A 23,301-nucleotide genomic window follows, 5' to 3' on the forward strand; every position below is an offset into this window, starting at 1 on the left:
CGGTGGAGTGGCGATTTCCGTACGCCGGAGCGCGCGAGCCCCGTCAATCAGCCCAGAGCGTCAGCTTCTCCGGATTGCGCACGACCCACAGGCGGACGATGCGGTCACCGGCGACCTGGAAGGCGTACACGGCGTTGGTGACGCCGTCGAGCTGGGCGATCAGGCCAGGCTGCCCGTTGACCGTGCTCTCCCGGATGACCATGCCGGCCGGGATGCGGCCGGCCAGCCAGGCCAGGTGGCGGGCGATGTTCTCACCGCCCTCGATCGGCTTCAGGAACGCCAGAGCCTGGCCGCCCCCGTCGGCGACGGCCACCGCCTCGGGATCGAGCAGGCCGATCAGCGACTCGATGTCCTGAGCCAACCACGCCTTCCGGAAGTCGCGCACGACCTCGGCCTGCCGGGCCGGTGTCACCGGCGCCGGCGCCTCGCGCACCCGGCGCCGGGCCGAGGAGGCTAGCTGACGGCAGGCCGCCGGGGTACGGCCGACGATGCCGGCCACCTCCTCGAACGAGTACCGGTAGACGTCGTGCAGGATGAACGCGACCCGCTGCGGCGGGGTCATCGACTCGAGCATGATCAGGAACGCGATGGTGATCGACTCGTCGAGCGTGATCCGGTCGGCGGGGTCGGCCGACTCGGGGCGGTCGGGCACCGGCTCCGGGATCCACTCGCCGACGTAGCGCTCGCGCCGTGCCCGGGCTGAGCCGAGAAGGTCGAGGCAGATGCGGCTGGTCGTCGTGGTCAGCCAGGCGCCGGGCGACCGGATGACCTGACGCCGCCCGGGCGCCAGGGCGTACCAGCGGGCGTACGCCTCCTGCACGGCGTCCTCGGCCTCGGCCAGGGAGCCGAGCATCCGGTAGGCGAGATTGAGCAGTTGCGGCCGCTCCCCCATGATTGCGCTCACCTCCTCATGACGACGTAGACCCGGGAACTGTGAGGATGACATTCCGGGCCGGTACGTCGTCGGATCCCTGAGACCTCACCTCAGGGAGTATCGATGACTGATCTGCAAGCTGTCGCCGACCGCGTCGAGATCGAGGCGCTGCGGGGCGAGTTCACCGACGCCGCGATGATGCGCGACCGGGTCCGCATGGCCGCATTGTTCACCCCGGACGGTGCGCTGCGGATGCCCGACATCCCGGTCGAGCTGGTCGGCCGGGAAGCGATCCGGGTGGGCGGCGAGAAGCTGCAGGCCGAGTGGGACTTCTTCGTGCAGACCACGCATCCGGGCACCATCCAGTTGGACGGTGACGTCGCGACCGGCCGGGCGTACATGCAGGAGCTGGCTCGCATGCTGGACGGGCGCCAGGGCCTGAACTTCGCGGTCTATCACGACCGCTACCAGCGCACCGCGCAAGGGTGGCTGTTCGCCGAGCGGGTGTACGAAGTGCGCTACCTCGACGTCACGCCGCTGGGCGGATCCGCGCCCGGTTCCGTGCTCGAGACGCGGGAGGCCGCGCCGGCCGCCCCCACGCCCGGGCCGCGCGTCGACCGGGCCGCTGCCGCGCTGACCGCCCACGGCTTCACGGTCGAGATCCTCGAGGACGCGGCCGCCGCACGTACCCGGGTCGCGGAATTGATCCCGCCGGGAGCCGAAGTCTTCACCGCGGCCAGCGAGACGCTGCGACTGTCCGGCATCGACGAGGACATCAACGCGAGCGGCCGCTATGAGGCGCTCAGGCCGGCCCTGCTCGCGATGGATCGGGTCGCCCGGGCCGACGAGTACCGTGAGATGCTGGCGCGTCCCAGTTTCGTCGTCGGCAGCGTCAACGCGGTCACCGAGACCGGTTCCCTGGTGGTCGCCTCGGGCTCCGGCAGCCAGCTCCCGGCCTACTCCGGCGGCGCCGCCCAGGCGATCTGGGTCGTCGGCGCGCAGAAGGTGGTGCCCGACCTGGACGCCGCCCTGCGGCGCGTCGAGAAGTACGTGCTGCCGCTGGAATCCGTGCGCACGCAGCAGGCCTACGGCCAGCCCAGCGCCGTCAACCGCCTCCTGGTCCTCAACGCCGAGCCCCGCCCCGGCCGCGCCACCGTCCTCCTTCTGCGCGAGGAGATCGGCTTCTAGACGCGCCCGGACGCCTCGTCGGCACCGCCCGCAACACACGGGCCGGCGTCACTCGACGGCGCGGAGATGATCGACGACGCGGGTCAGGATGACCCGCTGACCGGCCACAGTGGGATGGACGCCGTCGGACTCCAGAAGGTCTTCCGTGCCGCCGGCGTGAACGGCCTCGTGCAGGTCGACGGCGCCGGGCGCCGCCTTGTGGACGACTTCCGCGACTTCGGCCACCGCGGCGGCCTGCCAGCCCACCGGGGAGCCACGGAAGAAGGTATCGATGCGGTCCTGGTCGACGGCGGGTGGCGTGATGACCGTGGTCGAGGCGTTCAGGTCGTGGGTGAGGTCGACCAGCGCTCGCAGGTTGCGTTCGGTCTCCTGCGTGCTGGCCATGCGGTAGCGGCCGATGCGGCCGTGTGCGCGGGCGTCGTTGGTGCCGAGCATCAGCAGCACCCGGGTCGGGTGCGCACCTTCCAGCAGGTCGAAGCGTTCCAGCACGTCTGCCGTGGTGTTACCGCTGATGCCGAGATTGATCAGGGTTGCGTTCGGTGCGCCGGCCAGGTCGATCGAGGCGGCGAGCAGTTCGAACCAGCCGAGGCGATCGGCGGTGATCGAGTCGCCGACGGCGACGATCCGGTCGTCCGGCCGGAACGGCAGGGCGGCGACAGCGTCGCGGTACTGGTCGTCGGTCAGCATCTGCGCGGCCGTGGCGCGCGTCTCGTCGCGCAGCGAACCGAGGAGTGAGCGGATGATCTGCGGCGTGCTGGCCAGCATCTGGGCGAGCAACTCGGCGTGCAGGTCGTCGTCGACCGGGAAACGCTGCAGCATCGGCCACGACTGGGTGCGGGTATAGCGCAGGATGTGGCGGCGTTCGTCGTCGGTGTAGCTGCCCGCGGTGGTCACGCGGGCCACCGCTCGCCGCTGCCCGGCAGCGTCCGGACGTCGACGGTGTGCACCATCCCGTCGATCTCGCTGGTGATCCGGCGGGAGAGGTCCCGGAGGTACGCGATCAGTTGTGGTGCGTTCATGTCTCAGCCCTTGATCGAACCCTGCAGCAGCGCGGCGACGAATCGGCGCTGGAACACGAGGAAGATGGCCAGCGTCGGCACCAGGATCAGCAGCGCCCCGGCGCACAGCAGCGGGATGTCCGTACCCCACTGGCCCTGAAACGCGCCGAGCGCACCGGCCATGGTCCGCTTGGCCGGGTCGTCGACGAGCACGATGGCCAGCAGGAACTGGTTCCACGTCCAGAGGAACAGCAGGATCGCCAGCGACGACAGGGCGGGCATGGCCAGCGGCACGTGTACCCGCCAGAAGAGCTGCCAGGTGCCGGCGCCGTCGATGCGCGCGGCCTCGGAGAGATCGCCGGGCATGGTGACGAAGTGAGCCCGCATCCACAACACCGAGAAGGGCATGAACAAGCCGATCAGCGGCAGGATGATCGCCCAGCGGGTGTTCAGCAGCCCCAGGTCGCGGACCTGGTAGTACAGCGGCGTGATGATCCCCTCGAAGGGCAGGGTGAGGCCGAGCAGGAAGATCAGGAAGCCGATCCGGTGGCCGGGCATCCGCAGGTACCCGAAGGCGAAGCCGGCCATGGTGCCGAACAGCAGCGAGATCGGGACGACGCCGATCACGATGAGGCTGCTGGAAAGCAGCAGCTTGTCCATGTTCGCCGCGCGGAACGCGTCGGCGAAGTTGCCCCACTGCGGGCTGTCCGGCCAGGAGAGACCCGACGGGTAGGTGCCGGCGGGGTGCAGGGCGGTGACGAAGAGACTGATGAATGGGACGACGGTGATCGCCATGAGCAGGACGAGCAGGAGCCGCCCGATCAGAGCCTCGCGACGTTTGACGATCATCGGGATCCGTCCCTGGTGAGGCGCTGGACGGGGAGGACGACGGCAAGGACGAGGACCACCAGGGCGACGGCGAGAGCCGAGGCCATGCCGACTTCACGCTCGGAGAAGGCGAGGTAGTAGATCTCCAGGCCGGGGACCATGGTGGCGTTGCCCGGTCCGCCCTGCGTGGCGATGTAGACGATGTCGAAGCTGGCGAGTGCGGCGATCACGGTCACCGTGACGCACACGCCGATCTCCTGGCGCAGGCTGGGCAGGGTGATCGAGAGGAACTCGCGGACCGGGCCGGCGCCGTCCAGCCGGGCCGCCTCGTACAACACGGGATCGATTTTGCTCATGCCGGCGAGCAGCAGCAGCGTGCAGAGACCGACCAGGACCCATGCGCCGATCACGCCGACCGCGGGCAGCGCCGTGTCGAAGTCGCCGAGCCAGGCGCGGGCGATGTCGCCGAACCCGATGGCCGACAGCAGTTCGTTGACCAGGCCGGTCGAGGACAGCAGCCAGCTCCACATGATGCCGGCCGCGACCAGCGGGATGACCTGGGGCAGGAACAGCACCGTGCGCGCCACCGTGGCCAGGCGGCTCGCCGCGATGCCGCGGATGGTGGCCGCCACGAAAAGGCCGAGCAGCACCGGGATTCCGCTGAAGAACACGATGAGTTCGAACGCGTGCAGGATCGAGGCGAACAACTCGGAATCGGTCAGCAGCCGCCGGTAGTTGTCCAGCCCGACCCACGTCGACGCGCCGATGCCGTTCCAGTCGTACAGCGAATACTGCACGGTCAGCAACAGCGGGCGAAGGACGAATGTCGCGTACATGACGATCGCCGGCGCCGCGAAGAGCCAGCCGAGCCAGACCGTCCGGTGGCGGCGCGCGCGCCGCGCGCGCCGCCCCGTGATCGGTGCCGACATCAATTCTTGACCTGGGTTTCGTAGTCCTTCTGCACCGACTTGAGCAGACCGTCCGGTGTCTGCTGGCCGGCCACCATCTTCTGCAACTGCGGCGTCCATCCCTTGGCATAGATGGCGCCGGTCGCGTTGGCGATGAAGTCCATGAGCCCGTTGTCCTTGCCGACGGTCGCGCCGGCGGCGAGAGTGCTCGCCGTGACGGAGCCCTCCTGGACGGCCGGCATGTAGGCGTCCGCCGGGCCCATCGGGTGCGACCCGCCGACCTTCACCGCGATGTCACGCGCCTGCTGGTTGGTGGCGGTCCAGTTGAGGAAGAACGCGGCACAGTCGGCGTTCTTGGCCTTGCTGCTGATGCCGAATGTCAGCGGCGCCGACATCGCGGCCTGCTTACCGCCCGCCTGTGCGGGCGGCATCAGCAGGAAGCCGGCGTTGCCGGCCATCTGCTTGTCGAGATTGCCCGACTCCCAGTCCCCGTCGAAAATGAACAGGGCCTTGCCGCCGATGAACCGGCTCATCATCGTCGCGTAGTCCTGCGAGTTGACGTCGGCGGCGAAGTACCCGGCCTTGATCCACTTTTCCAGGTGCTGTGCGGCCTGCAGGTTGGTCGGCGTGTCGATCGTCGCTCCGGGTTTCTGAAAGATCCAGTCGTTGATCGGTCCGGCGTCGCCGTATGCGGCCATCAGGTTCTGCAGCGGGAACGCGAGACCGCCGGTGGCGCCGCCGTTGAACTGATTGATCGGCGTGATGCCGGCGTCCTTCGCCTTTTGCAGGACGGCGTCGAGCTCGGCCAGCGTGGCCGGCGGCTCCGTCATGCCGATCTGCGCGGCCAGCTTCTTGTTGTAGAACAGGCCGGTCAGGCTGAAGTTCAGGCCCATGGCGTACAGCGGGCCGTCGCCCCGCTCGCCGCTCGCGCCGACCCGCATCTGCTCCAGTTGCGAGGCCGGCCACTTGTCCCAGCCGGACGCCTTCGCGTATCCGTCGAGGTTCATCAGCAGGCCGTCCTTGACCAGCTCGGACACCTGGGGCAGCCGCATCAGGTCAGGCGGATCGTCGGCCAGGACGCGCGGAGCGTTCTGGGTGATCACCGCGAACTGGTCCTCCCGGATGTCCCACTTGACGTTCGGGAACTGCTTGGTGAACTCGTCGGCCAGGTTCTTCGCCAGCGGGAAACCGGTCTCGAAGTATCCCTTCAGGGTGACCGGCTGGGTGCCGCAGGTCGCGGCCGTGACCGCAGGGGCGCTGGCGGTCGCGCCGGAGGTGTCGGAGTCGCTGCCGGGTGCGCTGCACGCGACGGTGGCGGCTAGTGCGGCGAGACTGAGTGCGGCGAGTAGTGGTGGTCGGCTGTTGGGTCCATGAGCCATGTCAGGCCTCCGGGATCGCAGAATGCCGGTGGTGCGGGAGTAACCACCGGTTGAGGGATGTAGCGGGTATCGGTGTGTTCAGGCGTGCGACGGGAAATGTGCTTCGCGCAGGCATCGCAGGAGGTCGTCCTGCCAGGTTCGGGCGGCGGGCCAGGTGCCGGTGAGGGCGAGCGAGCCGTGTACGGCGCCGCGGTAGCAGCTATAGGAGACTGGAACTCCGGCCGCGAGCAGCCGACCCGCGTACCGTTCGCCGTCGTGTCGCAAGGGGTCGAACTGAGCCGTCATGATCTTCGTAGCCGGCAGCCCCGCGAGGTCTTCCACGTGAAGGGGTGACGCGAGCGGGTTCCGGGTGTCCTCGGGCGACGGCAGATAGAGGTCTCGGCAGAGTGCCATCTCGTCGACCGTGATGCCGAAGTCATCGCCTATGCCGGACGCGCGCATACCGTCGAGGGTCAGGTCCAGCGGCGGGACCTCGAGCAGTTGCAGCCGCAGATGCGCGGCACGGCGGTCGCGGGCCAGCACGGCGACCGCCGCAGCCAGCGTCGCACCGGCGGAAACCCCGCCTATCGATACATTCGCCGGATCCCCGCCGATCTCAGCGGCGTGGTCGACGGCCCACCGGAGACCTGCGTAACAGTCCTCGAGCGGGGTCGGGAAGCGGTGCTCCGGCGCCAGCCGGTAATCGACCGCGACGACCACACAGCCGGCGCCGGCGCACCGGCTGCGGCACGTCGCCTGGTTGACGGTTTCGTCGATGGAACCCAGCCAGAAGCCGCCTCCGTGCAGGAAGACATGGATCGGCAGGCCGGCCTCGGCGCTCGGGCGATATACCCGTAGCCGGATCCGGCCGTCGGACACGGCGACGTCGACGTCCCGCTCGCTGGGTGCCGGATCGACGGCTCGGCCGAACGTCGCGAACAGTGCGTCGGTCCCGGCGTGGATGGCTTTCCGCCGCTGGGCGATCGGCGCGTCCGGGTCGCCGGAGTCCGGCTTGGTGGACAGGAACGTTCGCACCGCCTGGTCCAGCCCCATGTCACCTCCCGCGTTCGTGTTACAAGCACGAAACCCCATCGCGAAAGGTGTGTCAAGTGTTTCCATTAAAGCACTTTTATAGTGCTCAGGAGCAGCTCAAGGCGCGACGACGCGCGGTCGGTGTCAGGTGGTGGAACGCTCGACCAGGCACACGTCGAGCATAGTCGTCGAGCGCAGATCCGAGCCGTCGATGCGGCTGAGCAGCACACCGAGCGCGGCGCTCCCGGACTCCTCGAAAGGCTGGCGAACGGTCGTCAGATCGGCCGCCGTCGCCGCCTCGCCATCGTCGAAGCCCATCACCGCGATGTCGTCCGGCACGCGCAGCGCCCGGTCCCGCGCGGCCAGGAGCACACCGACGGCGAGCCCGTCGTGGTGCGCCATCACCGCACTCGGCCGATCCGCCACGTCGAGAAGGAGCGCCGCCGCCCGCCGGGCGTCGGCCACGGAATTGTCGCTCGTCGCAACGACCACCTCGCCGCCGGCCGCCTCGATGACCTGCCGGAATCCGGACAGCCGCTTGATCGCCTGAGATTCGTAGTCGGAGACCTGCCGCTCGAGCAGGTACCCGATCCGGCGGTGTCCCCGGTCCCGCAGGTGGGTGGCGGCCAACCGTCCGCCGTCGTTGTCATCGATCACGACCCGGCTGAACAGCGTGCTGTCGGCGTCGACCGCCACGGTCGGCAGGTTCCGCTCCCGGAGCCGTTCCGCGATGACGTCCTCGATCCGCAGGCCCATCACGATCAATCCGTCCAGCCGGCCGTGGATGGGCATGCTGGCGAGCACCGGCGAAGACGCCAGGGCGGCCGACTCGTGGTCGAAGACCACGACGTCGAGCTCCAGCTCGGTCGCCGCGGTCAGCAGGCCGGACAGCCGGCGCAGGTACGACCCATAGGAGGTGAACGGGGCCATCACACCGATCCGGCCGGTGCCTCGCCGGGCCAGACTGACCGCTTGCACCTTCGGCACGAACCCGAGCTCGTCGGCGGCTGCCAGCACCCGTTGGCGGGTGGCCGGGCTGACCCGGTCGGGCTTGTTCATGACGTTGGACACGGTCGAGATGCTCACCTGGGCGCGGTCGGCGACCTCGTAGATGGTGACTCGATGATCCGACGCCACGTCCGGCCTCGCTTCAACGCCCGCTCCGCCCGCCTCGACCTCAGGGTCGAAGCGCTTTACGAGAAGCATTCTATCGAGTGTCGGCACCGGTATCGCAGTGCTTAGGTATCCCATTCTGCCTGCCCAGCCCGCCAGTTCCGACGGGTGTGCGCTCGAGCATCCGAAATTCGGTGCCGGCGGCGGGCAGGGAGGTCACTTGCCGGTTTCTCTGCTGCGGGGCTGGCTGATCTGCTGCCGGATGCGGCGATGAAGCTCCTCAAGGGCGTCCAGCCGCTCGCCGGGGCGATCCGGTCGTGCCGACTCGTACACGGCCCGGGCTTCACTCGGTCGCCCGGATGCGGTCAGAATGATCGCCAGCGCGTGGGCCAGCACCCTGGTCTGCGGACCGGTCTGGCCCTGCTTCGCGACGACGTCCGACCACGCTGATCGATAGTGGCGTTCGGCGGCGGCGAGGTCATCCGCGGACAACAGGGCCGGGTCCGCCGCGTCCGGCCGCGGGTTCGCGCGGCGCCATCGGTGCCCCCGCGGGCAGGCGCAGTCGTCCATGCCGGGGCCGACAAGGCAGCCGCCCAGTGCGACCTGGCCGGCGCGGACCCGTTCCATCGCCGCTGCGGTCGGGTAGCCATACAGGATCGGCACGCCCGGCAGCCCGCACGACGGGCAGAGTGGCACCGGAGAGGGGTCCGCTGGCGTCTCCGTCGGTGGCATGAAGTCAAAGGTACGTCAGCCGGTCACCTGGACTGGCGGGCCGGTTGAACCACAATGGAGCCCCGCGCCGGCGCGGGGCTCTGCCCTACCGCTGCTCCCGGCCATGGGCTCTGCCATGGCTAGAGCAGTTCCTCCGCCGTTTCTTTCAACGAGGTCAGGACGCGGCGGGTTTGCGGCGTGTCCGGGAGCAACGCGAGGAGCAGCGGAGCGGTCGAGAAGGTCGACTGGTGGACCATGAGGCGGCGAACCCATTCCATGCCCGCCGCCAACTCGGCGAAGGGATCGGTCGCGCCGCCGCCGCGTACCCAGTTTCCGAGCGCTGATCGGTGGATCGAGTCGATGAGTGCCCCGACGGCCATCGACTGGAACGGCGGGGCGTCGGGTGGGAGTCGATCGCGCAGGAACGAACGTGTCAGAGCCACGTACCGCTCGTGTTCGATGACCTCCCGCTTCCGCAACTCGGGCACGATGCGCGTCAGTTTGTATCGCCGGAGGACGAGCTCGGGCCGGCTGAGGAAATCGCGCAGCGACTCCTCCGTGGCCGCGATGACGGCATCCACCGGATCCGTGTCGGGCGCGGACTCGACGAGACACCGCTCGACCAGCCCGAGGCGTTCGGTGTGGTCCGGGAATACGAGTTCGTCTTTGCTTTCGAAGTGTCGGAAAACGGTGCGGCGGGACACGCTGGATGCCTCCGCGACGGCTTCAACCGTAACGTTTGCGTACCCCTCCTTCAGGAACAAGGCCATCGCCGTCTCCGAGATCCGGTACTTGGTCTCGAGTATTTTCCGCGAAGTCACCGACAGGCGCCTCTCCTGACGTGGTGTCGCGCGAACTTCGGTTCCCGCGCATCGTGCGTTTTGCCGAAAACTGTAACCCTGCGCTGCGCTCGCGGCGGCTCACCGCCTCGGCGGGTCAGCACGGGTCGAAATGCGGCGCGACGACGTCCGGCGCAACTGCCGGGCCAGCCAGTGGTGCCGGACGGTACCCCAGATTCCACGGCGGAACAGCAGCACCACGAGGACGAAGACCGAGCCGGTGACCAGGTCGATGCCGTGGAAGCCGGACGAGGCCAGATAGTCGGCGAGCAAGACGGTCAGTAAGGCACCCAGGATTCCTCCCCACAGCGTGCCGATGCCGCCCAGCACCGTCATCAGCACGACTTCGCCCGAGGTGCTCCAGTGCAGCTCGGTCAGCGCGACGAAACCGTGGTTGATGGCGAAGACGCCGCCGGCCAGGCCGGTCAGCCCCGCGGAGAGCACAAAGGCGATGATCTTGTACTTTTCCACTTCGTACCCGAGCGCCCGGGCCCGCTGGGTGTTGTCGCGGATCGACATCAGGACTCGTCCGAACGGCGAGTGCACGATCCGCCAGGCCGCCCACATGCCGAGCAGGAGGATCGGCAGGGCCGCATAGTAGAAGTAGAACGACTCGGTCTCCACCAGCTCGATGCCGAAGAAGGACCGGGGTACGCCTTGCAGCCCGTTTTCGCCGCCCGTCAGGTCGCTCCACCGATAGCCGATGAAGTAGACCATCTGCGCGAAGGCGAGGGTCACCATCGCGAAGTAGATCCCGGACCGGCGCACCGACAGATACCCGAGGGGGACGGCGAGGATCATCGCGAACACCGCGCCGCCGACGACGGCCACCGGAAACGGCACGCCGTAGTGCGTCGCGATCAGGCCGGTCACATACGCCGAGCTGCCCCAGAACGCCGCGTGTCCGAAGGAGAGCAGGCCCGCGTAGCCGAGCAGGATGTCCAGGGCGATCGCGAACAGCGCCATCGCAACGATGTCCATCGCCACCGGCGGATAGACGAACCAGGGCAGCGCCAGCGCCGCCACCAGGCCGGCGGCCAGCAAGACCCATCGCAGCCTCGGATCGCTCCCCGCGACGGGGGCGTCCGCCCCGGTGACCGGGGCCTCGGTGACCGCGGACTGAGTCATGCCGTCGCCTCCTTGCGTCCGAACAGCCCGGCGGGCCGGATCAGGATGATCAGGGCCATCAGGATGAAAATGACGATCTGCGCGAACGTCGGGGCGTACGCCTGCCCGAACGCCTCCACCAGGCCCACCATGAAACCGCCGACCACCGCGCCGACGATCGAACCGAGCCCGCCGATGACCACGACCGCGAACAGAATGATCGCGAAGTTGTTGCCCATGTCGGCCGTGATCGCCCGAAACGGTGCGGCGAGCACGCCGGCCAGGCCGGCGAGCGCGACGCCGAAGCCGAAGACCGGAGTCACCCAGCGGCCCACGTTGATGCCCAGGGCTCGGGCGAGGTCGGGCTTCTCGGTCGACGCCCGGACGATCATGCCGACCCTGGACCGCGTCATCACCAGCCAGACGAGCACGCAGACCGCCACGGAGAACAAGAAGACGAACAGTTGGTAGCCCGGCAGCACCACGCCGGCCACGTCGACGCGTCCCTGTAGCGCGCCCGGGAGCCGGTACGGCAGCCCGGACACGCCGTACCTCTGCTTGACCAACTCGACGAGCACCAGCGTGAGGCCGAAGGTGAGCAGGAAGTTGTAGAGGGGGTCGAGCCGGAGCAGCCACTGCACGAGCAACCGCTCCACCACCACGCCGAAGACGAACATCAGCACCGGCACCACCAGCAGCGACCACCACAGCGAGAGATCGAGGGTGTCGAGCAGGACGGCCGCGGCGACCGCGCCGAGCATGTAGAACGCGCCGTGGGCGAAGTTCACCACGCCCAGGACCCCGAAGATGATCGCCAGTCCCAGGGCGGCCAGCGCGTAGAAGCCACCGGCCGCCAGGCCCTGTACGACGTACTGCAGCACCGCGTTCATGAATCCCCTCCCCCGTGCCGGCTACCGCTCACATCGAGCAGCCGGACGCCTCGGCGGGAGCGAACGCCTTCGCTGCGGGAATCGTGCTCACGATCTCCTCGTAGTCCCACTCCTCCTTCACCTCCGCCGCCTTCTTGACCCGGACGAGGTACGCGTCGTGCACGACGAGGTGGTCCTTGGCGCGGATTTCGCCGTTGCGCAGGAACGCGTCATTGAGCTTCTTGCCCTCGAGCTTGCCGATGACCGCGTCGGCGTCGTCGGTGCCGGCCGCCTGGACCGCCTCCAGGTACTGCAGCGCCGCGGAATAGTTCCCGGCATGTTCGAAGGACGGGCGGGTCCCGGTCTCGGCGCGGAACCGGTCCGCCCAGGCGCGCGCCTCGGCGTCCATGTTCCAGTACCAGGCGTCGGTGAACATCGTGCCGGCGAACTGGTCCACGCCCAGCGAGTGGATGTCGTTGATGAGCATCAGCCCGACGGCCAGCTCGATGCCCTTCTCCTTCAGCCCCGACGCGTTGAACTGCTTGACCAGATTGATCAGGTCACCGCCGGCCTGCATCGTGCCGATCACGTCGGGATTGGTGCTGCTGGCCTTGGTGAGGAAGGTCGCGAAGTTGTCGTTCGGGAATGGCGTCGCGATGGTGCTCTGCACCGTGCCACCCGCGTTCTTGATCGCGTCGGAGAAGGATGTGGTCATGTTCTGACCGAACTCGTAGTCGGGGTAGATGATGCTCCACTTCTTGCCACCCTTCTGGGTGACCGTCGTGCCGGTGCCGTTGGCGAGCATGTAGGTGTTGTACGCCCACTGGAACGTGTACTTGTTGCACTTGGCCCCGGTCAGCGCGGTGGTCGCCGCGCTCACGTCGAGAAACAGCTTCTTGTGGTTCTTCGCCTGAGTGGACACTGCCAGGGCGGCGGACGAGGTCGGCACGTCGAGGATGACGTCCGCTCCCCCGCGCTCGTACAGCTCCGAAGCCTTGGTGTTCGCGATGTCCGGCTTGTTCTGGTGGTCGGCCGACGTCACCTCGATCTTCTTGACGACCGCCGTGTCGCCGTACTTCTTCTGATAGTCGGCCACGGCAATTTCGACCGCTTTGACGGTGTTGGGTCCCGACGCGTCCTTGTAGATCCCGGACTGATCGTTGATCACCGCCAGCACCAGCTTGTCCCCCGTGAAATCACCACCCGACGCGCCCGGGCCGCCACCACCACAGGCGCCGCTTAGCAGTACCGCCGTCAAGGCCGAGGCGCCGGCCCACATTCGCTTGCTCTGCATGGTGACTCTCCTCAGTCGTACCGGTGTGTCGCGTTGTCTGATCGAGTTCTCAGATGCCGAGGTGTTTGAGGAGTTCGCCCTCGCGCCGCCGGAATTCGGAGTTGTCGAGGGTCTCGACGATGCGGCCCTGGCTGAGCAGGTAGTGCCGGTCGGCCACGGTGGCCGCGAACTTGACGTTCTGCTCGATGAGCAGCACGCCGGCGCCGGTGGCCTTGACCTCGCGGATGATCGCCCCGATCCGGGCCACCACCACCGGGGCCAGGCCCTCGGAGGGCTCGTCCATGAGCAGCAGTCGGGCACCGGTCCGCAGCGACCTGGCGATGGCCAGCATCTGCTGCTCTCCGCCCGACAGCGTGGTGCCCGACGCCTTGCGGCGGTCGGCCAGCAGGGGGAACGCCTCGTAGACCCGCTCCAGCGTCCAGGCCCGGTCGGAGACCTTGGGCGGGAGGAGCAGGTTCTCCTCCACCGTGAGGCTGGCGTAGATGCCGCGGTCGTCCTGGACCCAGCCCATGCCGGCCCGGGCCCTCTGGTGCGCCGGCATCCGGGTGACGTCGTGGCCGAGGAAGCTGACGGTGCCGCCGACCTGCCGGTGCAGGCCGATCAGACACCGCACCAGCGTGGTCTTGCCGGCGCCGTTGCGTCCGGCGAGGGAGACGACCTCGCCCTCACCCACGCGTAGGTCGACCCCGTGCAGCGCCTGTGCCTGCCCGTACCACGCCGTCAGATCGGTGACCTCAAGCATGGTCGGCCTCGCCCAGGTAGGCGGTGATCACCCGTTCGTCGTTGCGGACCTCGTCGTAGTCGCCCTCCGCCAGGATCTTGCCCTGCTGGAGCACCGTCACCCGGTCCGCCAGGCTGCCGACGACGTGCATGTTGTGGTCGACGAGCACCACGGTGCGGCCGGCCGCGATGCGACGGACCAGCTCGATGGTGCGGTCGACATCCTCGATCCCCATCCCAGCCGTCGGCTCGTCGAGGAGCATCACCCGTGGGTCCAGCGCCAGCACGAGTGCCAGCTCCAGCGCGCGCTTCTGCCCGTAGGCGAGCAGTCCGACCGGCTTGTCCGCCAGCGGCATCAACCCCACCTGCGCGAGCAGTTCCTCCACGCGGGCCCGATTCCTTCCCAGCAGCTTCTCCGACCGCCAGAACCGGAACCCCTGGCCGGTGAGTCCCTGAAGGGCGAGCTCCACATGCTCGCGGCTCGTCAGGGTCTCGAAGAGGCTGGTGATCTGGAACGACCTGGCCACGCCCCGGCGCGCGACCTGCTCGGGCGGTCGGCCGGTGACGTCCTCGTCGAACACCGTGATCGCCCCGGAGGTCGGCGACACGAAGCCGGTCAGGAGGTTGAACAAGGTGGTCTTCCCCGCACCGTTGGGACCCACGAGCGCGTGCACGCTGCCTTCGCGAACCTCCAGGTCCACCGAGTCGACCGCGCGGAAGCCCCGGAACACCTTGGTAAGCGCCCGCGTGCGCACCGCCATCGGACCGCCCGCCGTCACGCGGCCCCCTTCCGACCGGTCGTGGGGTGAGGTCAAAGCGAACACACGAAGCTCCGAGCGCTGCCGGGATCACCCGAGCGGTACTTCGGCCAGCGCGGGTACTCGCAGAGCGGGCGCGTCCGGCCGGTCCTGCTGTCTGCGACCACCGGCTTGGCCGGCGGTCGTCCATCCTCGACCCAACGTTCCAGGGCGGAGAGCGAGTCCCAGTTGGCGGCGAACGCCGGTGCACCGAAGTTGGCGTGATTCGCACCCGGCACCAGGTAGTACCGCATGAATTCCGTTGTCTGCCGGGCACCCACAGTGTCGAGCACTCGCCGGTAGTAGTCATTCGTCGAGCGGTGGGAGACCAGCTCGTCCGCGGAGCCGTGCAGAAGAAGCAGTCGCCCGCCGGAGCGCGCGAAGGGACCAAGGTCCACATTGTTGCGATCCTGGACGGTGGAAAGGTAACTGATTCGGGAGAGCCACTTCCCCGGTCGCCGAGGGTCGACATCGAGCGAGTTGTAGCCGGGGTCCCTGGTCAGGAAGTACTTCACCCACTGATCCCAGTACTGGAACCCGTACGCACTCGTCACCGGCATGGGGTTGGCGGGCGCGGTGGTGCCGAATCCGAGATATGGCGTCCTCATGTCGGCGCCCGACAGGAAGGGAAAGCCCGGATAGTAGCGCTCGCCACTGGCGATGCGGTACGGCCAACTGAACGGTGTGGACGCGGCGATCACCGATGCGATCTGCGGGTCGGAGAGACATGCCGGCCCGGCATCGGCACCCTTGGGGCAGCGGAGCACCCGGGGGTCGAAGTGGCAGGCGCCGAGATTCGAGATCACCTTGTCTTCGATACCGTCCCGCCCGTCGCATGCCGCGATGACGCTGTTGTAGAGCAGGGTCTGCTTGGCGGGCCCGGGGAACGCGCCGGGACGGGACATCACCTGCGCGAGGTATCCGAGATACAGGCCTTCGGCCGTGTTGTTCCACGCGGGGAAGGCGGAGACGACGCCGTCGAAGGCGTCCGGCCACCGTTGCGCGACGACAAGAGCCTCGCGACCACCCGTCGAGCCGCCCGCGAAGTACGCTCGGCCGGGCCCCGCACCATAGCCGCGACGGACGAGGTACATGGCGGCATCGTGGGTCTTCCTGAGCGCATCACCGGCGGCAAAATTCCGAAGCGCCTCGTCGTTCACGCCGAAGGACCCGTCCAGGGACCCGGCGGGACCTGCCTGGTGCCCGGAGTCACTTGCGTACGTCACAAATCCACGAGCTATGGGCGTCGGTTGATCGGGACGGCCGAACGGCATGTTCTGGGTGATGTTGGGAATGGTTCCGTTGTATCCGCCGCCGCCGAACATCATCGAGTCGCGGTTCCAGCCGACCGGCATACCGATCTGCAGCTTGATGTCCGGAGCGGACCGGTCGAACGGAAAGAGCGCCGCGCGGACGCTGCAGTACTCGATGGTCTGTCCACTCACGACCTGGGTCACCAAGGATGCCGACTCGACGCGGCCGCCCCTGGTCGGCAAGGTGATCGCCGACGCCGGAATCTCTCTCGCCGCCAGCTCCGCGCATCTCGGGACGGTAGTCACCGCGGCGGCGGGCGCCGGCCCGAGGACCACCGTCGCGCTCGCCATCCCGGTGGCGAGCGTCATCCCGGCAAGGAATCGCCTCGATCCTCCACGAACCTGCAGCATTCGACTCATTGCGAATCTCCTGACTAAGCACGCTGTGCCGCCGATCCGCTCAGGGACGGCACCGAGTGCCACTCACTGTGCCATGCGTCACAGGTGCCCGCAAGGGTCACGCAGAGCAAATGTCGCGGTGCGCGCCCGTCCGTCCAGGATCGACAATCTGGTACTCACCGATGTGGACGCGAACACCGACGCATTGACCCTCCCGACGACGTGCCGGTAACGTTCATCATCGATGTTTTTCGATGCGCACCCGCTGCTACTCCGGCGCCGGAACGGAGGAACCACGTGCGGTCACGTTCGAATCGGCTCGTGCTCGCGGGCACCCGGCGGCTTCCGGCCAGTACAGCGCGGCTGAGTCCATTGTGGACGGAGATGATCCATATCCATGGATGAAGACGGTGAAGCCGGCATCCGCCTGGAGGCGCTCGACGACCCCGGCGACGGCATAGGCGCCGGCGTGCGAATGTGGGTCGACATCGGCTCGGTGCCACCCCGCGCCGCGACCGCGGTCTGGTGGAATGTGCCGGCCCAGGGTGACGAGTTGTTCCCCGGGTCGACGTCCCGGTTCCGGTCCGGGTCGCCGGCCGACAACGGCTTCGTGTACGAGACCAGGCTGATCCTGCCGGGCGTGGGACTGCTGGTGCAGGCTGCGCGGTACACCGTCGCGGCGACCGGCGCGGACCGGTACCGCATCACGGTCGACGCCTTCGAGGAGAACGCCTTGTGGACGCGCGGCCGCGGCGTGTACGAGTTCTATCCGGACGGGGCCGGCACCACGCTGCGCATCGACAGCCGGTACCAGGCGAAGGTGCCGGTCGAGATGCTCAACGGGGCCGCACTCGACGCGGCGCGGGCCCACCGACTCCGCTACCTCGGCGGCCGGCTGCCTACACCGGCCGAGAACCGCGACCTCGACGCCGCGCTGGCCACCGCGCCGGCCGAGTAGCGGGGATGTCCGAGGTCCGGGATCACGCGGGCCGCGGCGGTGATCCGGCCCGATCATGGTGCGCCAGTATGCGTGCTTCGATGTCGTCGGCGCTGAGTGGCCGGGCCAGTAGGTAGCCCTGGATTTCGTTGACGTTCTCGGCGCGGAGGTGGTCGATCTGGGTCATGTTCTCCACGCCCTCGGCCAGAATGTTGAGTCCGAGTTGCTTGCCGAGCTGGACCAGGGTGTGGATGAGAGCGGCGGACCCGGGTGAGCGGGTGACGGCGTCGGTGAAGGTCTGGTCGATCTTGAGGCTGTCGACCGGGAGGCGCTGCAGGCTGGCGAGGCTGGAATAGCCGGTGCCGAAGTCGTCGACGGCGACCTGCACGCCGAGCGACTTCAGTTGGTTCAGCCGGTGGATGGCGGCGTCGATGTCGCGCATCAGCGAGGTCTCGGTAATCTCCAGGGTCAGCGCGGCCGGAGCCAGGCCGCTGACGGTCAGGGCTTCGTGGACGTGTTCGACGAGCCTGTCGCGGTCGAATTGGCGGGTTGAAACGTTGACCGAGATGATCAGGTCGTTGCCGCGGGCACGCCATGCCGCCATCTGGGCGCAGGCCTCGACCAGCACCCAGCGGCCCACCTCGACGATCAGCCCGGTTGATTCGAGCAGGGGGATCACCTCGGCCGGCTCGACGATCCCGAGGGTCGGGTGGTCCCAGCGCAGCAGGGCCTCGAATCCGACGATGCCGAGGTCTTCGAGTCCGTAGATCGGCTGGTAGACCAGCCGGAACTGCTCGGCGTGCAGCGCCGAGCGCAGATCCTGTTCCAGTTGGTGGCGCCGATGGACGACCGTCCGAGTCTCGGGCCGGAACACGGCGTAACAGTTCTTGCCGGCGGCCTTTACCTCATACAGCGCGTTGTCAGCGTCGCGTAGCAGCTCGCCGGGCGTGGCGGCCGGTCCAGCCGCGATGCCGATGCTCGTGGTGACCCGGACTGGCGAGGCGCATCCCCCGATGTCGAACGGTTGCCCGATGACCTCCACGATCCGCGCCGCGACCAGTTCCGGGGCGCCTGGCAGGGACATCTCGTCGAGCAGGACGACGAACTCGTCGCCGCCCAGGCGCCCGATCGTGTCCGCGTCGCGCAGGCAGCCCCGCAGTCGCTCCGCCACTGACTGCAGCAGCTTGTCGCCGACCTCGTGGCCCAGTGTGTCGTTGACGTCTTTGAAGCCGTCCAGATCGATGAACATGGCCGCCACGCCGGACGTCTCCTGCCGACGGCCGCGGGCCAGCAGCTGCTCCAGCCGGTCCATGATCAGGGCGCGGTTCGGCAACCCGGTCAGTACGTCGTGCAACGCTTGATGGCGCAGCTCGGCGCTCTTCTCCTCGACGCTGCGCCGGGCGACATCCAGCCGGCGGTTCAGCCGGGCCATCCGCGCCAACACGGCCACGAACGTCAGCGCCGCCAACGCCGCGATCAACACCACGTCGTCCGGCCCGAATCCGAGCAGGATCGGAAAGACCATCAGCGAGGCGCCGAGAAACACAATCCGCGGCACGCCTAGCTGATGCGTCGCCGAGGCGGGCACCCCTGCGGTGAATGTCCGCGCTGTCGGATGAGATGCCGCCGCGACCATGAAGACACAATTCAACAGAAACAGGCAGTTGGGGACGACGCCGAGTTGTGAACTACCGGACGCCAATTGGAGCGCCATCAGAGTGTCGGCCACCGCCATGAGGCCGGTCGCCGTCGCGAGCAGCCGCATCGCCCCGCTGGGCCGCGACCCGACCAGCAGCCGCACCAGCATCGCGAACAGCATCAGATCGGCGAGCGCGTACGACACCGACACGACATGCGCCGGTAGTGGAAGACCCCGCGTGTGCACCGCTGGACCAAGCGCCGAAACCCACACCAGCGCGCCCACACCGGCCACAATGATGACCACATCGAGCAGGTCACCGCGGTGATCCTCGCCCCGGCACAACCTCGCCAGCGCCCACAACGCCACACCCAGGCACGGGTACATCGCCAGGACCAGCGCGTCCGCCGGCGATGGGTACGGAAGCGGATGGCCCGCCACGATCGGGAACGCGTACAGGAGACCGGTACCCATCGTCAGAAACGTGAGTCCCACGGCGTGCCACAGCCACACCACCCGCACCAGACCTCGCGTGCGCACCGTGGCAACGACCGCCGCCGCCGCGGATGCCGCGCATAGGCCCACCTGAATGGCGGCCTGCGCCATGCCCCCGTCAGGTAGGGCAAAATACACCATTATCACGTTCAGGCCTGCCACCAGCTTACATAAGCCGCTGAGCGGTCCGACCGGGCTCTGACGTCGGCGGGGACCGGTACTTCTCCCAGGACTCGGGCAGGCGCGTGTGCGACAGGTCGAGTTCCTCCAGGGTTCCCCGTTCGCCGAGCGCCGCGAACCGGGCGCGGACCGTGGTGCCGTCTCGATGCGGTCCATGATGGACATCGCCTCGTCGAGTTCGCCGCGTCGGATCAGGTGCCGGGCGAGGGCATCGCATGCGGCGACCAGGCACCTGCGCACCTTGCGGTCGGGCGAGTGAAGCACCGGGCGCATCGACTCCGCCGCCCGCCGCCCCATGGCAACTCACCGAGGACGAACCGGTACCGGTCCTCGCCGGCCCCGCGATACCCGGCCTCGCGCCGCGCACGAGCCGACCGCGATCGAAGGGTTGAGTAAGGAATCCCCTGATCGGCGGGACTTCCGCACCGGGTGACCAGGCTCGCGCCGCCGACCAGGTTCACTAGTTTCGCACTTCGCCCATGTCTACCGACGCTGTCGCCGGACAGTCGGATACTGCGTCGACGCGTTTCAAATAACTTGCTCCGGGGGCGATTCCCGTGCGTTATCTCAGGACATTCCGCTGGCATTCGCTGCTTGTGCTCACCCTCGTCGTCGCGGGTCTGTCCGTGCCCGGGGCCGGACCGGCCGCCGCCGCCGACGCGTGCGCGCCGCTCATCAACCCGATCGCGTGTGAGAACAGCAAGCCCGGAACGCCGAAGAGCACTTGGGACATCTCCGGCTACGGAAGCACGGCCGTGCAGGGCTTCGCCACCCAGATCAGCGTCAACGTGGGCGAGGCGATCAATTTCAAGGTCGACTCCTCGGCCGCGTCGTACCGCGTCGATATCTACCGGATGGGTTACTACGGCGGAAACGGCGCACGGCTCATCACGTCGGTCAATCCGGTCGGCCGGCAGACCCAGCCCGGCTGTCTGAGCCAGGCGAGCACCGGCCTGGTCGACTGCGGCAACTGGGCCGTGTCGGCGTCCTGGCCCGTCCCCTCCACCGCGGTATCCGGCATCTACTTCGCCCGGCTCGTCCGGACCGACGGCACGTCCGGCGCCAGCCACATCCCATTCGTGGTGCGCGACGACTCCAGCCACTCGGGCGTCGTCTTCCAGACGTCCGACTCGACCTGGCAGGCCTACAACCAGTACGGCGGCAACAGCCTGTACGCCGGTTCGCCGGCCGGGCGCGCCTACAAGGTGAGCTACAACCGCCCGATCACCACCCGCGGAACCGGCGCGGAGGACTTCGTCTTCAACGCCGAGTACCCGATGGTGCGGTGGCTCGAGGCCAATGGGTACGACGTCAGCTACATAGCGGGCGTCGACGCCGACCGCAACGGCGCGCTGCTGCGGAACCACAAGGCGTTCCTGTCCGTCGGCCACGACGAGTACTGGTCGGGTGCGCAGCGGGCCAACGTGGAGGCGGCCCGGGACGCCGGCGTCAACCTGGCCTTCCTCAGCGGCAACGAGGTGTTCTGGAAGACCCGCTGGGAGAACGCGACCGACGGTTCGAACACGCCGTACCGCACGATGGTCTGCTACAAGGAGACCCACGCGAACGAGAAGATCGACCCGACCACGGCGTGGACCGGCACCTGGCGTGACCCGCGGTTCAGCCCGCCGGCCGACGGTGGCCGCCCGGAGAACGGGCTGACCGGCACGGTTTTCAAGGTCAACGCCGGCACGGTCAGCCTCAAGGTGCCGGCCGCGGACGGCAAGATGCGGTTCTGGCGCGGCACCACGGTCGCCACGCAGGCCGCCGGCGCGACCGCCACGCTGGGCACCGGGACCGTCGGCTACGAGTGGGACGTGGACGCCGACAACGGCGTCCGGCCACGCGGCCTGATCCGGCTGTCCACGACAACCGCCTCCGGCCTCGACCTGCTGCAGGACTACGGCTCGACGTACGCGAGCGGCAGCGCGACCCACAATCTGACGCTGTACCGGGCGCCGAGCGGCGCCCTGGTGTTCGGCGCCGGCACCGTGCAGTGGTCATGGGGGCTGGACAGTAACCACGACCGCGGCTCCGGCGCGGCCAGCACCCCGATGAAGCAGGCCACCGTCAACCTGTTGGCGGACATGGGCGTGCAGCCCGGCACCCTGCAGTCCGGCTTGACGGCGGCCACCGCCTCGACCGACACCGTCGGCCCGGCCGTGGCCATCACCGCGCCGGCGGCCGGCGCGACGGTGCAGACGAGCTCGCCGACGGTCATCTCCGGCACCGCGACCGACGCGGGCGGCGGCGTGGTCGGCGGCGTCGAGGTCTCCACCGACGGGTCCACCTGGCACCCGGCCAGCGGCCGCGCCGACTGGGCCTACACCTGGACCCCGGGCAGCGCGGGGACGGCCACGATCCGCGTGCGGGCAACGGACGACAGCGGCAACGTCGGCACCGAGGCGTCCCGGGCCGTCACGGTCGGCCAGCGCTCATGTCCGTGCACCATCTGGAGCTCGAGCATCACCCCGGCCACGCCGGCCGACCCCGACAATGTCGGGACCGAGGTCGGCACCAAGTTCCGTACCGACGTCGCGGGTCAGGTCAGTGCGATCCGGTTCTACAAGAGCACCACCAACACCGGCACTCACGTCGGGCGGCTCTGGTCCAGCACCGGCACTCAACTGGCCACGGTGACGTTCACCGGTGAATCGGCGTCCGGCTGGCAGCAGGCCAACCTGTCCGCCCCCGTCGCGCTGGCCCCGAACACGACCTACGTGGTTTCGTATTACGCGCCGAACGGCCACTATGCCGGCGACACGGGCTACTTCGCGAACCAGGGCGCCGACAACGCCCCGCTGCACGCGTTGCGGGACGGCACGGACGGCTTCAACGGCGTCTATCGCTACGGGACGGGCTTCCCGACCCTGGCCTGGCTCAGCGCCAACTACTACGTCGACGTGGTCTTCAACCCGGGCGGCGGCACGCCCGACACCACGGCGCCGACGGTGACCACCCGGACCCCCGCATCCGGCGCGACCGGCGTGGCGACCACGACCACCTCCACCGCCGTCTTCAGCGAGCCGGTGCAGAGCGGCACGGTCGTCATGGGGCTCAGAAACGCCGCGGGCACCACGATCGCGGGCAGCACGGCGTTCGACTCGGCCACGAGCACGGCGACGTTCACTCCCACGGCGCCGCTGGCCGCGAACACGGCGTATACGGTGACGGTCAGCGGCGCCCGGGATCTCGCCGGGAACACGATGACCGCGACGTCCTGGTCGTTCACCACCGCCGCGGTCACCACGCCGCCGCCCGGCACCTCGATCTCGATCTGGCCGGCCACCGCCACCCCGGACACGCCGGCCGACTCGGACACCGCGGCGACCGAGCTCGGCATGCGGTTCCGGTCCGATGTCGCCGGTCAGGTCACCGGCATCCGCTTCTACAAGGGCAGCGGCAACACCGGCACCCACGTAGGCCGTCTGTGGAGTACGACCGGCACGAACCTGGGCACCGTCACGTTCACCGGCGAGACCGCCACCGGCTGGCAAACCGCCACCTTGGCGACGCCGGTGACGATCGCCGCGAACACCAACTACATAGTGTCGTACTACGCGCCGGTCGGCCGGTACGCCGGGGACAACGGCTTCTTCGCGGCCGCCGGCGTCGACAACGGTCCGCTGCACGCCTTGCGCGACGGGGCCGACGGCGCCAACGGGCTCTACCGGTACGGATCCGGCGGGGGCTTCCCCACCAACACCTGGCAGTCGAGCAACTACTGGGTCGACGTCGTCTTCACCCCGGCCTCCTGAGGAG

Annotated in this window: 20 protein-coding genes; 3 read left to right on the top strand and 17 right to left on the bottom strand. The window is 68.6% G+C overall.

Annotation, left to right across the window (positions count from 1 at the left end; all coding sequences use genetic code 11):
• Window positions 1-43: 43 nt before the first annotated feature.
• The gene (gene sigJ, locus ACZ6TI_RS27425) at window positions 44-904 is read right to left on the bottom strand and encodes an RNA polymerase sigma factor SigJ (protein ID WP_465348014.1); all 861 of its coding nucleotides are present in this window, start codon (window positions 902-904) and stop codon (window positions 44-46) included.
• Window positions 905-997: 93 nt separating this feature from the next.
• Here sigJ and ACZ6TI_RS27430 point away from each other — a divergent pair, with 93 nt between their 5' ends.
• On the top strand, window positions 998-2,062 hold the full coding sequence (locus ACZ6TI_RS27430) for an LUD domain-containing protein (RefSeq protein ID WP_465348015.1): 1,065 nt from the start codon (window positions 998-1,000) through the stop codon (window positions 2,060-2,062).
• A gap of 48 nt (window positions 2,063-2,110) precedes the next feature.
• Here ACZ6TI_RS27430 and ACZ6TI_RS27435 read toward each other — a convergent pair whose 3' ends face one another.
• The 15 genes from ACZ6TI_RS27435 to ACZ6TI_RS27505 all read right to left on the bottom strand — a co-directional run bounded on the left by ACZ6TI_RS27435 (window position 2,111) and on the right by ACZ6TI_RS27505 (window position 16,258).
• The gene (locus ACZ6TI_RS27435; protein ID WP_465348016.1) at window positions 2,111-2,956 is read right to left on the bottom strand and encodes an SGNH/GDSL hydrolase family protein; all 846 of its coding nucleotides are present in this window, start codon (window positions 2,954-2,956) and stop codon (window positions 2,111-2,113) included.
• Window positions 2,953-3,081, bottom strand: a complete 129-nt coding sequence (locus ACZ6TI_RS27440) for a hypothetical protein (RefSeq protein WP_465348017.1) — start codon at window positions 3,079-3,081, stop codon at window positions 2,953-2,955. Before ACZ6TI_RS27440 ends, ACZ6TI_RS27435 begins: the two co-directional genes overlap by 4 nt.
• Window positions 3,082-3,084: 3 nt before the next feature.
• The gene (locus ACZ6TI_RS27445; protein WP_465348018.1) at window positions 3,085-3,909 is read right to left on the bottom strand and encodes a carbohydrate ABC transporter permease; all 825 of its coding nucleotides are present in this window, start codon (window positions 3,907-3,909) and stop codon (window positions 3,085-3,087) included.
• Window positions 3,906-4,817 (bottom strand): carbohydrate ABC transporter permease, encoded by a 912-nt coding sequence (locus tag ACZ6TI_RS27450; RefSeq protein WP_465348019.1) that lies wholly within the window; start codon window positions 4,815-4,817, stop codon window positions 3,906-3,908. The genes ACZ6TI_RS27445 and ACZ6TI_RS27450 overlap by 4 nt, the downstream gene beginning before the upstream one ends.
• Complete coding sequence (locus tag ACZ6TI_RS27455) at window positions 4,817-6,175, bottom strand: ABC transporter substrate-binding protein (RefSeq protein WP_465348020.1); 1,359 nt, start codon at window positions 6,173-6,175, stop codon at window positions 4,817-4,819. Before ACZ6TI_RS27455 ends, ACZ6TI_RS27450 begins: the two co-directional genes overlap by 1 nt.
• A 78-nt stretch (window positions 6,176-6,253) precedes the next feature.
• Window positions 6,254-7,273 (bottom strand): alpha/beta hydrolase, encoded by a 1,020-nt coding sequence (locus ACZ6TI_RS27460; RefSeq protein WP_465348021.1) that lies wholly within the window; start codon window positions 7,271-7,273, stop codon window positions 6,254-6,256.
• 57 nt (window positions 7,274-7,330) lie between these two features.
• On the bottom strand, window positions 7,331-8,392 hold the full coding sequence (locus ACZ6TI_RS27465) for a LacI family DNA-binding transcriptional regulator (protein ID WP_465348022.1): 1,062 nt from the start codon (window positions 8,390-8,392) through the stop codon (window positions 7,331-7,333).
• A 123-nt stretch (window positions 8,393-8,515) separates the two neighbouring features.
• Window positions 8,516-8,962, bottom strand: coding sequence for a hypothetical protein (locus ACZ6TI_RS27470; protein ID WP_465348023.1), 447 nt, complete (start codon window positions 8,960-8,962; stop codon window positions 8,516-8,518).
• Window positions 8,963-9,150: 188 nt separating this feature from the next.
• A complete protein-coding gene (locus tag ACZ6TI_RS27475) occupies window positions 9,151-9,780 on the bottom strand; it encodes a TetR/AcrR family transcriptional regulator (protein ID WP_465348024.1) in 630 nt (209 codons plus the stop codon).
• Window positions 9,781-9,930: 150 nt separating this feature from the next.
• Window positions 9,931-10,977 (bottom strand): branched-chain amino acid ABC transporter permease, encoded by a 1,047-nt coding sequence (locus ACZ6TI_RS27480; RefSeq protein ID WP_465348025.1) that lies wholly within the window; start codon window positions 10,975-10,977, stop codon window positions 9,931-9,933.
• Window positions 10,974-11,846 carry a branched-chain amino acid ABC transporter permease gene (locus ACZ6TI_RS27485; protein WP_465348026.1) on the bottom strand — a complete coding sequence of 291 codons (873 nt, stop codon included), beginning with the start codon at window positions 11,844-11,846 and terminating at the stop codon, window positions 10,974-10,976. The genes ACZ6TI_RS27480 and ACZ6TI_RS27485 overlap by 4 nt, the downstream gene beginning before the upstream one ends.
• Window positions 11,847-11,874: 28 nt before the next feature.
• On the bottom strand, window positions 11,875-13,119 hold the full coding sequence (locus ACZ6TI_RS27490; protein WP_465348027.1) for an ABC transporter substrate-binding protein: 1,245 nt from the start codon (window positions 13,117-13,119) through the stop codon (window positions 11,875-11,877).
• Between the two features lie 49 nt (window positions 13,120-13,168).
• Window positions 13,169-13,861: an ABC transporter ATP-binding protein gene (locus ACZ6TI_RS27495; RefSeq protein WP_465348028.1), complete on the bottom strand. Its 693-nt coding sequence runs from the start codon at window positions 13,859-13,861 to the stop codon at window positions 13,169-13,171.
• Window positions 13,854-14,600 carry an ABC transporter ATP-binding protein gene (locus ACZ6TI_RS27500; RefSeq protein WP_465348087.1) on the bottom strand — a complete coding sequence of 249 codons (747 nt, stop codon included), beginning with the start codon at window positions 14,598-14,600 and terminating at the stop codon, window positions 13,854-13,856. Before ACZ6TI_RS27500 ends, ACZ6TI_RS27495 begins: the two co-directional genes overlap by 8 nt.
• Window positions 14,601-14,650: 50 nt before the next feature.
• Window positions 14,651-16,258, bottom strand: a complete 1,608-nt coding sequence (locus tag ACZ6TI_RS27505) for a tannase/feruloyl esterase family alpha/beta hydrolase (RefSeq protein ID WP_465348029.1) — start codon at window positions 16,256-16,258, stop codon at window positions 14,651-14,653.
• Between the two features lie 427 nt (window positions 16,259-16,685).
• On the opposite strand from ACZ6TI_RS27505, the gene ACZ6TI_RS27510 reads away from it, so the two are divergent.
• On the top strand, window positions 16,686-17,246 hold the full coding sequence (locus ACZ6TI_RS27510; RefSeq protein ID WP_465348030.1) for a hypothetical protein: 561 nt from the start codon (window positions 16,686-16,688) through the stop codon (window positions 17,244-17,246).
• A gap of 22 nt (window positions 17,247-17,268) precedes the next feature.
• On the opposite strand, the gene ACZ6TI_RS27515 is transcribed toward ACZ6TI_RS27510, so the two are convergent.
• Window positions 17,269-19,470 carry a putative bifunctional diguanylate cyclase/phosphodiesterase gene (locus ACZ6TI_RS27515; RefSeq protein WP_465348031.1) on the bottom strand — a complete coding sequence of 734 codons (2,202 nt, stop codon included), beginning with the start codon at window positions 19,468-19,470 and terminating at the stop codon, window positions 17,269-17,271.
• 626 nt (window positions 19,471-20,096) lie between these two features.
• Between ACZ6TI_RS27515 and ACZ6TI_RS27520 the strand changes: the two genes are divergently transcribed.
• Window positions 20,097-23,297: a N,N-dimethylformamidase beta subunit family domain-containing protein gene (locus tag ACZ6TI_RS27520; RefSeq protein WP_465348032.1), complete on the top strand. Its 3,201-nt coding sequence runs from the start codon at window positions 20,097-20,099 to the stop codon at window positions 23,295-23,297.
• Window positions 23,298-23,301: the final 4 nt, after the last annotated feature.

The sequence above is a fragment of the Actinoplanes sp. NPDC051388 genome (assembly GCF_055586225.1).

What these genes read in the sequence shown, in the direction of transcription:
- ACZ6TI_RS27430 (WP_465348015.1), top strand. Translation starts at nt 998, where the DNA reads ATGACTGATCTGCAAGCTGTCGCCGACCGCGTCGAGATCGAGGCGCTG.
- ACZ6TI_RS27440 (WP_465348017.1), bottom strand. Translation starts at nt 3,081, where the DNA reads ATGAACGCACCACAACTGATCGCGTACCTCCGGGACCTCTCCCGCCGG.
- ACZ6TI_RS27445 (WP_465348018.1), bottom strand. Translation starts at nt 3,909, where the DNA reads ATGATCGTCAAACGTCGCGAGGCTCTGATCGGGCGGCTCCTGCTCGTC.
- ACZ6TI_RS27455 (WP_465348020.1), bottom strand. Translation starts at nt 6,175, where the DNA reads ATGGCTCATGGACCCAACAGCCGACCACCACTACTCGCCGCACTCAGT.
- ACZ6TI_RS27500 (WP_465348087.1), bottom strand. Translation starts at nt 14,600, where the DNA reads ATGGCGGTGCGCACGCGGGCGCTTACCAAGGTGTTCCGGGGCTTCCGC.
- ACZ6TI_RS27490 (WP_465348027.1), bottom strand. Translation starts at nt 13,119, where the DNA reads ATGCAGAGCAAGCGAATGTGGGCCGGCGCCTCGGCCTTGACGGCGGTA.
- ACZ6TI_RS27505 (WP_465348029.1), bottom strand. Translation starts at nt 16,258, where the DNA reads ATGACGCTCGCCACCGGGATGGCGAGCGCGACGGTGGTCCTCGGGCCG.
- ACZ6TI_RS27475 (WP_465348024.1), bottom strand. Translation starts at nt 9,780, where the DNA reads ATGGCCTTGTTCCTGAAGGAGGGGTACGCAAACGTTACGGTTGAAGCC.
- ACZ6TI_RS27480 (WP_465348025.1), bottom strand. Translation starts at nt 10,977, where the DNA reads ATGACTCAGTCCGCGGTCACCGAGGCCCCGGTCACCGGGGCGGACGCC.
- ACZ6TI_RS27510 (WP_465348030.1), top strand. Translation starts at nt 16,686, where the DNA reads ATGGATGAAGACGGTGAAGCCGGCATCCGCCTGGAGGCGCTCGACGAC.
- ACZ6TI_RS27450 (WP_465348019.1), bottom strand. Translation starts at nt 4,817, where the DNA reads ATGTCGGCACCGATCACGGGGCGGCGCGCGCGGCGCGCGCGCCGCCAC.
- ACZ6TI_RS27460 (WP_465348021.1), bottom strand. Translation starts at nt 7,273, where the DNA reads ATGGAAACACTTGACACACCTTTCGCGATGGGGTTTCGTGCTTGTAAC.
- ACZ6TI_RS27495 (WP_465348028.1), bottom strand. Translation starts at nt 13,861, where the DNA reads ATGCTTGAGGTCACCGATCTGACGGCGTGGTACGGGCAGGCACAGGCG.
- ACZ6TI_RS27465 (WP_465348022.1), bottom strand. Translation starts at nt 8,392, where the DNA reads ATGCTTCTCGTAAAGCGCTTCGACCCTGAGGTCGAGGCGGGCGGAGCG.
- ACZ6TI_RS27515 (WP_465348031.1), bottom strand. Translation starts at nt 19,470, where the DNA reads ATGGCGCAGGCCGCCATTCAGGTGGGCCTATGCGCGGCATCCGCGGCG.
- ACZ6TI_RS27485 (WP_465348026.1), bottom strand. Translation starts at nt 11,846, where the DNA reads ATGAACGCGGTGCTGCAGTACGTCGTACAGGGCCTGGCGGCCGGTGGC.